This is a genomic window from Neobacillus sp. 19, from assembly GCF_049463095.1.
GTDB lineage: Bacteria > Bacillota > Bacilli > Bacillales > Cytobacillaceae > Neobacillus.
This window is the reverse complement of record NZ_JBMPZU010000068.1, coordinates 23,764-35,952: the sequence shown is the minus strand read 5'-3', so window position 1 is coordinate 35,952 and position 12,189 is coordinate 23,764. Positions and strand designations below refer to the sequence as shown.

Here is a 12,189-nt window from a genome sequence, read left to right as displayed (position 1 = left end):
TGTTTATGTGCCTCTTATTCGTTCGGTTGTGCCGCCGATATTTAACCCAAACCCAACAACCTAGATAGGCGTTTTCGCATTTATCGTGAAACGCTTTCGCGTTTTTCGTGCGCCGCTTTGCTTTGTCATCTTAGGCTTCTCATTTATCCTTGGCGGTCTGGTCATCGCCTCCATTGGCGTGACCAATGTTTTCGTCCCGACAGATGTCGATTTCATTTGTCTGACTCCTGAGCAAATGAATGACATCAACAGCAGGCTGATTCCGCTGATCGCCCATGACCGGGCAGGATTTGGCGGCGCCTTAATTAGTGTAGGGCTGCTGGTGCTTACGGTTTCCTTGTGGGGATTTCATCAGGGAGAAAAGTGGATTTGGTATACACTCTTAATAGCCGGGATCCCCGCTTTTTGTGCAGGCATCCTCACCCACTTTTTCATCGGCTACACCACCTTCATCCACCTGCTGCCAGCTTATTTTGCTTTATTTCTGTATGTGATGGGATTAGTTCTCTCGAGGGGTTTTTTTGTGGGATTAGGTCATAACCGCTGAAAAAGATGAATAAATACTGGGTCCTAAGTGGCAGTAATTACGACGTTGGATTCATTTTTGATAAAAATCCTGTACGATATGCATCCAATAAGGGCGATTGGATGCACTTTTGGTAAAAATCCTGTGCGATATGCACCCAATAAGCGGGATTGGATGCATTTTTTATAATAATCCTGTGCGATATGCATCCAATAAGGGCGATTGGATTCATTTTTGATAAAAATCCTGTGCGATATGCATCCAATAAGGGCAATTGGATTCATTTTTTATAAAAATCCTGTGCGATATGCATCCAATAAGCAGGATTGGATGCATTTTTATAATAATCCTGTGCGATATGCATCCAATAAAAGACAAGGTTCTATAAATCAATATCCACGATGATCTAAGAAACCATAATCCCAAAACTGCGATTAAGCCTCTACCACTAAACGGTTAATAGAACTATTCACTCTACTTGTTGGCAGATAAAAACTCACCTCCCAAACAAACCGACATGTTTTACTTCCAACAAATTGGGTACCTAAGGTTGTAAGTATGTACTTTTAGGAGGTTTGGGTATCAAATGGATAACAAAAAGACGGAGCAGTTAAAGCAATTTACCATCAATAATGAAGAAAAGGCCGGTTTAACGACAAATCAGGGGTTAAAAATGGCAGAGGACGAGTTTTCATTGAAAGCGGGATTGCGCGGGCCGACCTTGATGGAGGATTTTCACTTCCGCGAAAAAATGACCCATTTTGACCACGAACGCATTCCGGAACGAATTGTGCATGCCCGCGGGGTTGGGGCCCATGGTATTTTTCAACTCTACGAATCATTAGCAGACTATACGAAAGCAGATTTTCTTACAGACACCTCGAAAACAACACCTGTCTTTGTCCGGATATCCACCGTTCAAGGTTCAAGAGGCTCAAGCGATACAGTAAGAGACGTTCGCGGATTTGCCACGAAATTTTATACCGATGAAGGCAACTTTGATTTGGTCGGGAATAATATGCCGGTTTTCTTTATTCAAGATGCGATTAAATTCCCTGATTTTGTTCATGCCGTTAAACCTGAGCCGCACAATGAAATTCCCCAAGGCGCCAGTGCTCACGACACCTTTTGGGATTTTATCGGGCAAAATCCGGAATCGGCTCATATGGTGATGTGGCACATGAGCGATCGTGCCATTCCTCGGAGTTTGCGGATGATGGAAGGCTTCGGTGTACATACGTTTCGTCTAATAAACGCGGAAGGAAAGGCTCATTTTGTGAAATTTCACTGGAAGCCTGCCTTAGGGGTTCATTCATTAGTCTGGGACGAAGCCCAAAGGATTGCCGGGAAAAATCCTGACTTCCATCGGCAGGATTTATATGAGGCGATTGAAAAAGGGGATTACCCCGTATGGGAGCTCGGATTTCAATTAATTCCGGAAGAGGATGAATATCGTTTTGATTTCGATATTTTAGATCCTACAAAATTATGGCCGCAAGAAGAGGTCCCGGTGAAAATAGTCGGAAAGATGACATTAAATCGAAACGTCGATAACTTCTTTGCCGAAACAGAGCAAGTGGCGTTCCACCCGGGTCATGTCGTGCCGGGTATTGATTTTTCAAATGATCCGCTATTGCAAGGCCGTTTATTCTCGTATACCGATACGCAGCTTTCAAGGCTCGGCGGTCCTAATTTCCACCAAATCCCGATTAACAAACCTGTGTGCCCTTTCCACAATAATCAACGGGACGGCATGCACCAAATGACGATTCATCATGGCCAGACAAGTTACCATCGTAACGCGCTTAACGCCAATCAGCCAGAGCCTGTTCCCATTGAACAGGGCGGTTATGAACATTATCAAGAGAAAATTGACGGTCGAAAAATCCGCGGCCGCAGCGAAAGTTTCCGTGACTTTTACTCACAGGCAAAATTATTCTATAACAGTCTTGCCCCTTTTGAGCAGCAGCATGTCAAGGATGCCTTTAGTTTTGAACTGGGGAAATGTAAATCAGACATGGTGAAGGCCAATGCGGTTGCGCTGATCAATCATATTGACCGCCAATTGGCAGAAGAAGTCGCGGAGAAGATTGGTGCACCCATACCCGCAAAAAATTGCGAAGTGACATCTGCCAAGAAATCTCCGGCCCTAAGTATGGCAAAAACAATACGGAAACCCGATACGAAGAATGTTGCCATCCTGCTGAATGGGGAGCCTGATGCGGAGTTGTTAACGTCTTGGCTGGGGATTTTCGCACAGCATAAACTGAATTATAGTATTGTCGACAAAAAGCTACACAGCTTAACGATGGATGTAAAAGTGACAGATACGTACGAAACGACTGATTCCAGCCTTTATGATGCAGCATTATTAATTAGCAGTGATCCGATTATCCAAACACCTGCGCTGGAATTCATTCAAACCACCTATAAACATTACAAGCCCTTGGCTGTCGCTCTCAGTCATCCAAATGCGTTAGCCAATAGCCGCATCAACAAAGAGGGTACAGGTGTTTACGATTTAAAAACTGCCAGCATTCAAAGCTTTATCGACGGCATCGCACAAGCGCGGTTTTGGGATCGGATCCTATAGCATATAAATCTCCTCTTCAATTGTCATATTTCTGAGGTTGACATTTATTCTACAAATCCTTAATATAATAGGTCCTACCGGCTATTTTTTAGGAAAATGTACTTACATTATTGAACAACAATGCAAGTTTCATAGTATTATTTTTCAAAAAATCGGGTAGTTTCCCCTATTTGGGAGGTCAATTGGAGAGAGGTTAAGTTGGATGGATAAAGAGTTATTAATGGCAAAGGCACGTGAAATCAAAGCAAACGCATACATTCCTTACTCTAAATTCCCCGTCGGAGCATCATTGTTACTAAAGGATGGGCATATTATTACAGGCGTCAATGTTGAAAACGTTTCCTTAGGTGCAACCAATTGTGCAGAGAGAACAGCTATTTTCACCGCAATTGCTAACGGTTATAAAAAAGGAGATTTCCAGGCGATCGCCGTCGCCGGTGATACAGCAGACTTCCTTCCGCCTTGCAGCATTTGCAGACAAGTAATGGCAGAATTCTGCACACCTGACATGCCCGTTTATTTAACAAATGAGAAAAAAGACATCCTGGAATTAACCTTAGGTGAACTATTACCATATGCATTTACGGACTTAGAGATGTAGACCAAAGGGGGCGGTTCTGGTGGCTTAAAAAGCCACCAGAACCGCCCCCTTTGTTTTCCTATTTAAAACTTTCTCTCCATTGCTTTGCTTTATTTGCTTCGCGCATAAATATTTTAGCTCGTTCAGGGTCAATTGGATTTTTCATATCACCATTTTTAATCCATGAGGCCACTGAAACACCATCATAATGTTTTAGCAGTTCGAAAATATTATCTCCTGTTGCTCCACCACCTAAGAATAGAGGGGTATCAGGCAATTTTGTTCTTACTTTCTGAATGATGTCAATGCTTTCCTCCATGCTATTCCCCGAAATAAACAGACCATCGGCAAATGCCTCATGGACCGCTTCCCAGGCGGCGTTTTCGATTGGCTTTCTACCCAGCGGCACTCCATGTACTTCGTAGATATCTGCATATACAGGGACTTTGGTTCGAATTCTTTTTCTCAATTTCGCAATATCGACACATTGCGCCTGAAGGATTCCTGCACTCGTCACATTTGCTCCTGTAAACAGGTGTTCAACTCGGACAAAGTCTGCACCTACTGCATCTGCCACTGACAAGCCAGATACTCCGTCCCAATTCAATAAGATTCCCATTGTTAAGCCAGGGAACTCTTTTCTTATTTCATACCCAATTCTTGTCATATATGCGATGGCTTCAGGCTCTGAATGTTGTTTGATTGGCATGTCATTCATGTTTTGAATGATAATCCCGTCAAACCCGTTTTCTTGCACCATTTCTGTTTCTTTTAATGCTTCATACACAATTTCATCAATCGTTTGATTATCGTGCCGATAACTTCCAGGAAGCGGAGGCGGTTGGATCATCGATAAAACGTGGCAGTTTGGACGAAATACTTCCCCCATTAGATGACTCCTCCTAACTCTTTATAATACTCTACACTTACGTTAAACATCTCTTCTGTTGGAATCAGACCCTTTTCCGTAATAAACCCGCTAATAAATTTAGGCTCCACTCCAAGTAATTCAGGAGATTTGAAATCAATATTTTCTGCCAGACTATGATCCGGCCATTCTTTTGTCAATTTCTTTGTTAAATCATTGATGACTAACTCTTTTTTATATCCATAGATCGGACGAATATCTAATTTGATTAACGGAGTTAAAAAATACAAAGGTATATTGTAATAGTCACAGGCTAAGCCGACCAGATCAGAACCGGTTGTATTAAAGCCAGTACCATTCGGGAAAAAGGTTTCAGCGCCCATAAGAGCAACATCGCACTCTTTTAAATAATACATAAGAGCAGCATCCGGGAAAAATTTGATCGTATGTCCCGCCTCTTTGCAGCTTTTAACATAGGGTAATCCGCCATCAATAATCCGGCTTTCAGGAATGTAAATCGTATATGTTTGATTGGCCCCGCCAATTTTTTTCAATAGTTTGTCTACCGTACTAGAATAATCATAAACAAGAATATTTCTCATATCTTCTACCACACTGCTCGCACATTCAAGGACCTTTTCGGTGGCATTGCTATTATACGCGAGATAACTATTTTTCCTAGTAATAATTTTATCAACTGCCTCTTCAAGATCTACATCTATCAGACTTTCAATATGATTCGTCATGAGCATAATCGCATTACTGATTGCCTGACTCGCTTCTCCCCTTGTTTTGATAAAATAGTTGGTTACTTCTTGGATTTTTTCTATAATTTCCTTCACTTCGCTATGATTCTTCTTCCCAGTTAATGCGATGGATTCAATCATTTCGCCAATCATGGAAATATGATTACTTGCCCCTAGCACTCTTTGCTCTACGATATCATCAAATAATGGCTGAACATTATTGGGTAGAAGCATTCGTACACTTTCTATATCTAGTTTCATCAGATCCACCCTTTCGTTATTCATCTTCCGCACTCAACCAACGTTGAATGCGGAAGACAAGATTACTCCAATAAATCTGCTGCATTTTTATGATAGATGCTCTCCAGGTAATCCTTTTCTAAGTGAAACATATCAAACACATTGACCGAAGATTTGGTTAAAACCGTTGGATAGGATGAACCAAATAGCAGTTTTTCTTTCGGTAATATTGAAAAGGCTTTTCTTAACACTTGAACCTCATACTGATTGGACGTTTCTACAAGGACATTTTCATTTTCCAATGCGACATCCACACAGCTGTATCCATAGTCAAAACAGCCGATATGAAGAAAAATAAAGGTAAGATTCGGATGCCGTTTTGCATGGACCGCCCATTGCTGCGGCATCGATCTTGCTCCTATTCCGGTAAAAACCTTAACGGGGATGTTATTTTCCTCAAGAATCTCCAAGATTGGATCTATATTTTGACAGCTGTCAGGGTAGTAGCCATGTTCAATCGAATTAAATTCCACCATTTTTATCCCAGGAAGCTTCATTACTCTTCTAGTTTCTTCTATTGAATGATCCTCTTTCGGGTTAATAACAGCACACCCAATCAGCTGATCAGGATACCTCGAAACAAAGTCAGAGATATAATTGTTTTGATCATGGATGGATTTCCCTTCGAAAGCAGACACAACTCGTGACGTAATATTATTTTTATTCATATCGTCCAATAATTCTTGTTCGAGATAGTTGTGTGTTTCCGGATCTCTTTTTACATGAGCATGTATATCGATTATCACTTTGCTCACACCTTTCCTTTTGGCTTATCTACTAATCTATCAACCTAAAATACCAGCGTAAACGCCGACAATCCCAATAATCATCGTGATGAAAATCAATTTTATCGCTGAAACCTTTTTCTTTGTGATGAGATAATACATTAAACCTGTATAAAGCAAACCTAATACACCAGGCATCAAACCATCTAAGGTTTCTTGAATTTTAATCGTCGTTTCTCCGGACGTATATTCAATTGGAATATGCACAACAACTAATGCAGGAATGAATCCTCCGACAATAATGTAAGCCGCAATCCCTGCTAATTCTGAAATCCTGCTAATTAATCCGGATGATTGAAATTTTGAAACAAGAGAAACACCTTGTTTGTAACCTTGAAAAACTCCTAAATACCGAACGCCAAGGGATAAGATCGCCATACAAACCACAAACATAATCGGGCCAACCCAGCCAGTACCGGCGCTTACGAGAGAAATAGCAAGCCCGGCAAGAATGGGTCTTGCTGTACCATTTAAAAGGGAATCCCCTAGTCCTGCTAGTGGCCCCATTAACGCTGTTTTGACAGAATTAATTGTAGAAGGATCAAAGTCTCTTTCATTTGCATATCTCTCTTCCATTGCTGCACTGATTCCAACAGGGAGTGCCGAAACCATATCTTGTGTTAAAAAGTATTCCATATGTCTATCATATGCTTCTTTTTTATCCTTTGGATCATCGTAGACTTTTTCAATAACCGGCATCATTGCTTGGGTAAATCCAGCATTTTGTTGACGTTCATAGTTATTAGCCGTACGAATCGTCATTTGATTCCAATAGACTTTCCATAAATCTTTCCTGGTTAATTTTTTTTCGTTTTCCATCCTAACCTCTCCTTATGCGTTAGCGTTTTTATCATCGATCTTTAAGTAGTAATACAAAGCTACACAGATGACGCCTAGTAATGCGATACCGATCATGTTGATTTGTAAATAAGATGCAAAGAAGAAGCCTAAGAATAAAAACGGCCAGAACTTTTTAACTTGAATCGTACTTAATAGTAAGGCAAACCCGACAGCTCCAATCATTCCGCCGCCGACAGATAACCCGGTAATAATTTTTTCCGGAATCGCCTCGATGATTCCTTTCACAAAATCTGCTCCAAAATAAATCGCAAGGAACGCTGGTACACCGTAAAGAACCGCATTTGTTACCATTGGGTAAACCGTATTATTTAACACTAACCCTCTTGTGTTTAGCTTGGATATCGCATTTTCTGCCCGGTGCATGAACCAGATGTTAATCACCGTATTCTGGAAGGTGGTAGCAATTTGTCCGATAAATGAGACTGGTAATGCAGTTGCTACAGCTAGTTCTGTACCCCCGCCGCCAAGAATAGCAATTCCTGCTGCAATCGCGGTACTAAGTGTTGGGTCCGGAGGTGTTGCAGTGCCGACAAAGATAACGGCAAGAAACATTAATTCGATGGTGACACCAACGGCTAAGCCCGTTGCCACATCACCCATGATCAAACCGACAACCGGTCCGACAAAAATGGGTCTGAAAATATGTGTCTGAAAAGTATGGGAATCAATATAAGCAATGGTGACAAAAATACCAACTAGTATGGCTTGAACTAGAATATCCATCATTTTTCCTCCTGCCGGAAAATTATTTAAGAATTAATTTCATTGCATCTTGGCTTCGTTCATTTGGTACTGTACGAATATCAAGGGAGACCCCTGCTTCACTTAATTTCGTTAAATTGCGAATATCTTCATCATCTACCCAAAGGTTCCCTAACACTTTCTTTTTGCCCTTTTTCATGTTGATATTTCCGATATTAATCTCTTTTAAATCAATGCCGCCCTCTATCATTTGAAGCGCTTCCTTCGGACCTCTGACAAGTAAAAGAACTTTTGTATCGCTAGTATCTTCTTTAATCATGGTAATGGCTTCTTCAAGACCTACAATTTTTAGATTAATATTTTTAGGTGTGGCCATCTGTAATAACGATTTTTGAAACTCATCATTGGCCGCTTTATCATCCGCTACGATAATTTGATTGGCTTCAGCATAAGCAATCCAGGCAGTAACAATTTGTCCATGTATTAATCTCTCGTCAATTCTAAATACGGTAATGTTCATCTTATTTCTCTCCCTTATAATGTACTTAATCCTAGACTCTCGTTGCTAGCTGCAACCAGCGATCCGGTTAGTTCCTGTAGGTTTTGGCCTTCTCTCGATAAAATGGCCGAGACAAGGATGGGTAAGTTCACGCCATAAAATATAGAAATATTTTCATTTTTAAACGCTAATCGGCTGCTGACATTAAAAGGTGTGCCGCCAAGGATATCACAGAAGATTAGTAATTGTTCGCCTACTGGAACCCCTTTCATTTTTTCATCTAGCAATTCCGTTAGTTCTTCTTGACCCATATCTTCCTTAAAACACACGTAATCTAAGTTTTCTTGTTCTCCAGCAAACATTTTGGCAGTTTGCACGATTCCTTCTGCCATCATGCCGTGGGTGACCACTAATATATGAATCATATTAATACCTCCACAAATATTCGGCGTTTTTATGAAAAATGTACTCTAGTTGATCTTCAGGAACATTTAACTCATAAAATTTTTCAATTTCAATATTAACTAGTTTATACGGCCAGTCTACTCCAAAGACAACGCGCTCGGGTCCGAGAATGTTAATTGATTTTTGTAACACCTCCACATTCATTTGCCCTGATGTTTCCACCCATACATTATCTAAACTTTTAATCGATTCAATAGTAGATAAACCAAACTCATAATAGCCTGTATGCGTAAATAAGAAATCAATATTTGGGAATTTCTTCGCATATTCGGCCCAAACATAGGGTGTACTTAATGGAGCTGTACCTACGTGCGTTTGGACATGTACCCCATATTTTGCTATTTCAAAGAAAATATCATGAAGGCTTGGTGTATTATCAGGATAGTAACCATGCTTCCATGAATGGAACTTTATTCCATTCATCTTGTATTTTCCTAAACAGCGATGAACTTCCTCTATTGCATCTGGAGCTTTCGGATTAATAAAACCGTATCCTTCAATAATGTCAGGGTATTCTTGCATCGCATTGTAGATTGTGTCATTTTGTTGCCTTGTCGATGTGCCAGAGAGGCTGCTTATACCGATTTTTGTAATCCCGTACCTTCCTAACTCTTCAACAATATCTGTTGGAGTATTTTCTTCACCGGAACTTGTTTTACCTAAGTGAGAATGAACGTCATATATTTTCATTTTTAGATTCTCCTTTTATAAATTGTTGTTCTCATCATTCACATCTAGTGTCACTTTATATTGATAAACGTCTGAGCGATAATACATTTTGACAAACTCGATTGGAGCTCCGGATGTATCAAAGGTGATTCGTTCTTTAAAAAAGATAGGGACATTTTCTTTAATTCCTAAACTCCTTTTAATCTCTTTATCTGGCATTTGCGCTTCTAAAATTTCATGGGCTTGTTTTAAATGAATCCCTTTATCTTTTAATGTTTCGTATAAAGATGTGGTTTCATCAAACTCTGCTCGATCAAGAGAAAATTCACTAGACTTTTTTATATAAGCCTTATGCAAACCAACCACAGTATTACCACTTAACCGGCTTCTCTCTAAATAGTAAACTTCATCACCTTCGAGGATATCTAATGAATAGGCTGTTTTATGATCTGCCTTTATGATTTTAAAATCACGAATAATGGAACTTGATATTTCCCCATGTTCCTTTACATCTTCACTAAAACTACTTAATCTTTTTAAGTCATATTTTTGTTTAGGGTTACAAACAATGGTACCTTTCCCTTGAGATTTTTTTACAAATCCCTCATTTTCTAAATCTTGAATAGCTCTTCTGACCGTTATTCTACTAACATCATATAAATTTTGAAGCTCATTTTCAGAAGGAAGCTTGTCTCCCGCATGTAATGTTTTACTCTCTATTTTTTCCCTAATGTCTTCATAAATCTGAACATGCAGCGGAAGCTTTGAGTTCTTATCAATATTAACCTGTCTCATAAAATTCACCTATTTAATCATTTTATTTGATATAACGTTATAACAAGTTGAAGGAAAATAATAAAATAAGTTTTATAAACTTATTTTATTAAGAATGCAAGTGCATAATTTTTCCAACTTAGTATAACGTTATAACAAGTTGTTTCTGCACTAAATATATAACTTTTTTATTTATTTGTCAATTAAATATTTTGATTATTTCTAAAAAACCACCCCTGTCGAAATTCATTAATCCTTTTAACTTGAAAAAGGAGCCCCAGCAGAGACTCCCTCCAATATATAATTAACTTTCTCTTGGTGGAACATTATTATGAAACAAGAATATCCGCGGGGTGAGAGGTACCGCCGCCACTCCGCTTTTCTTTCATCGTAAATCCTGTAATCCCGAAAATTAAGCTGAAGATCGGTGTGAGCATGGCTAGGAAACAGAAAGGTACATAGATGAACGGCGATACGCCTAATGCGGCTGCGGTAAATAGACCGCTTGCGGTCCACGGTACCAGCGAGCAGCTTTGGGTAGCAGTATCTTCAATTATCCTGGACAAATTCTCCGGGCTTAAATTGAATTTATCATACAAAGGTTTCATTAATGTCCCTGTCATAACAGCTGAGAAGGAAAAAGCTCCTCCCATGGCCAAGGTAAAATAAGCGGTGATAATTGTGAAGAAGACTAACATTCCCTGACTTTTAATGCGGCTAGTTAAGGCTTTAATCATAACTTCGAGTACACCAGATTTTTGTAACAGTCCACCTACTCCAAGGGCAAATAAGAAGAGTGCCACTAAAGAAAGCATACTGGTAAGTCCGCCTCTTTGAAGCAAGGTATTCACTTCCTCGATACCCGATTCAACAGAATAACCGTCATAGAAGATTGTGAAAATATCGCTGATCGCCACCCCTTGATAAAGAATAGCAGTCACCGCCCCTGCCAAAGCGCCGATGAAAATAGAGGTAATCGCCGGCTGCTTTGATATAAGCAAGGCGAATAGGATGGCAACCGGAATAAACGGGATGATTCCTAGATGGAAGTTCTCTGATAAATAACCTGTCAGCGCAGCAACATCTCCTGAATTAGCAGAATGCTGCCCATATTTCAATCCCATAATTGTGAAAATGATTGCCGTTATTATATAGGCAGGAGTAGTCGACCAGAGCATATGCTTTATATGGGTCATTAAATCTGCACCGACTACGGCTGACGATAAATTCGTACTATCTGACAATGGCGATAATTTGTCTCCAAAATAGGCACCACTAATAATAGCACCAGCGGTTACTCCAACAGGAATACCTAAACTTTGCCCAACACCCATCATCGCAATCCCGGCTGTGCCTAATGTAGCCCATGAGGATCCGGTGGCCAGGGAAACAATTGAGCAAAATAGAAGTGTTGTCACCAAAAAGAATTTTGGGGAAATAGATTGAATGCCGTAATAGATCAAGGCTGGAACAGTTCCAGATGCAATCCATGATCCGATTAAAATTCCTACGGCTAACAGAATTATCGAGGGCTGCAGTGCTTTTTGCATGGAGGTAAAAATCTCCATCTCCAATCTTTGATAGGAATATCCAAGTTTCATCACAAAGGGAATTATCGTTAATAAAGTAATAAACAACATAATCTGTATTGAGGCCTGAAAGACCAGCATTCCTATTGCTATAATTGAAATAACCATTATTAGTAAAAATAATGAATAAGCTAAAGATGGTTTCTTTAATTCTGTACTCATCCAAACACTCCTTGTCTTTTTAAATAAACCTCTCATAACAACTCTTAATCAAAAGGCAGGAAATTTATAA

General features: G+C 39.8%; 12 protein-coding genes and 1 pseudogene. 3 read left to right on the top strand and 10 right to left on the bottom strand.

The features are described 5' to 3' along the window. Window positions 1-115: 115 nt before the first annotated feature. The 3 genes and pseudogenes from ACO1D1_RS21860 to ACO1D1_RS21850 all read left to right on the top strand — a co-directional run. A pseudogene (locus ACO1D1_RS21860) lies at window positions 116-547 on the top strand (dihydroorotate dehydrogenase); the annotation flags it as partial. Between the two features lie 565 nt (window positions 548-1,112). Next, a complete protein-coding gene (locus tag ACO1D1_RS21855) occupies window positions 1,113-3,119 on the top strand; it encodes a catalase (protein WP_423337092.1) in 2,007 nt (668 codons plus the stop codon). A 202-nt stretch (window positions 3,120-3,321) separates the two neighbouring features. Beyond that, entirely contained in the window at window positions 3,322-3,720 is a 399-nt protein-coding gene (locus ACO1D1_RS21850; RefSeq protein ID WP_423337091.1) for a cytidine deaminase, read from the top strand. Window positions 3,721-3,778: 58 nt separating this feature from the next. Here the strand turns inward: ACO1D1_RS21850 and ACO1D1_RS21845 are convergent, their stop codons facing one another. From ACO1D1_RS21845 to nhaC, 10 genes are all read right to left on the bottom strand, one after another. After that, on the bottom strand, window positions 3,779-4,588 hold the full coding sequence (locus ACO1D1_RS21845) for a BtpA/SgcQ family protein (protein WP_423337090.1): 810 nt from the start codon (window positions 4,586-4,588) through the stop codon (window positions 3,779-3,781). After that, on the bottom strand, window positions 4,588-5,574 hold the full coding sequence (locus ACO1D1_RS21840) for a translation initiation factor eIF-2B (RefSeq protein ID WP_149871923.1): 987 nt from the start codon (window positions 5,572-5,574) through the stop codon (window positions 4,588-4,590). Before ACO1D1_RS21840 ends, ACO1D1_RS21845 begins: the two co-directional genes overlap by 1 nt. A 62-nt stretch (window positions 5,575-5,636) precedes the next feature. Continuing rightward, complete coding sequence (locus ACO1D1_RS21835) at window positions 5,637-6,359, bottom strand: amidohydrolase family protein (protein WP_423337089.1); 723 nt, start codon at window positions 6,357-6,359, stop codon at window positions 5,637-5,639. A 39-nt stretch (window positions 6,360-6,398) separates the two neighbouring features. Then, window positions 6,399-7,217 (bottom strand): PTS system mannose/fructose/sorbose family transporter subunit IID, encoded by an 819-nt coding sequence (locus ACO1D1_RS21830; RefSeq protein WP_423337088.1) that lies wholly within the window; start codon window positions 7,215-7,217, stop codon window positions 6,399-6,401. A gap of 12 nt (window positions 7,218-7,229) precedes the next feature. Beyond that, a complete protein-coding gene (locus ACO1D1_RS21825; protein WP_423337087.1) occupies window positions 7,230-7,985 on the bottom strand; it encodes a PTS mannose/fructose/sorbose/N-acetylgalactosamine transporter subunit IIC in 756 nt (251 codons plus the stop codon). A gap of 19 nt (window positions 7,986-8,004) precedes the next feature. Beyond that, window positions 8,005-8,481 (bottom strand): PTS system mannose/fructose/N-acetylgalactosamine-transporter subunit IIB, encoded by a 477-nt coding sequence (locus ACO1D1_RS21820; protein ID WP_149871927.1) that lies wholly within the window; start codon window positions 8,479-8,481, stop codon window positions 8,005-8,007. A gap of 14 nt (window positions 8,482-8,495) precedes the next feature. Continuing rightward, window positions 8,496-8,885 (bottom strand): PTS sugar transporter subunit IIA, encoded by a 390-nt coding sequence (locus ACO1D1_RS21815; RefSeq protein WP_149871928.1) that lies wholly within the window; start codon window positions 8,883-8,885, stop codon window positions 8,496-8,498. 1 nt (window position 8,886) lies between these two features. Next, on the bottom strand, window positions 8,887-9,615 hold the full coding sequence (locus tag ACO1D1_RS21810; RefSeq protein WP_423337086.1) for an amidohydrolase family protein: 729 nt from the start codon (window positions 9,613-9,615) through the stop codon (window positions 8,887-8,889). A 15-nt stretch (window positions 9,616-9,630) separates the two neighbouring features. After that, window positions 9,631-10,389 (bottom strand): GntR family transcriptional regulator, encoded by a 759-nt coding sequence (locus tag ACO1D1_RS21805; protein ID WP_149871930.1) that lies wholly within the window; start codon window positions 10,387-10,389, stop codon window positions 9,631-9,633. A 308-nt stretch (window positions 10,390-10,697) separates the two neighbouring features. Continuing rightward, window positions 10,698-12,119, bottom strand: coding sequence for a Na+/H+ antiporter NhaC (gene nhaC, locus ACO1D1_RS21800; protein WP_423337085.1), 1,422 nt, complete (start codon window positions 12,117-12,119; stop codon window positions 10,698-10,700). Window positions 12,120-12,189 lie beyond the last annotated feature (70 nt).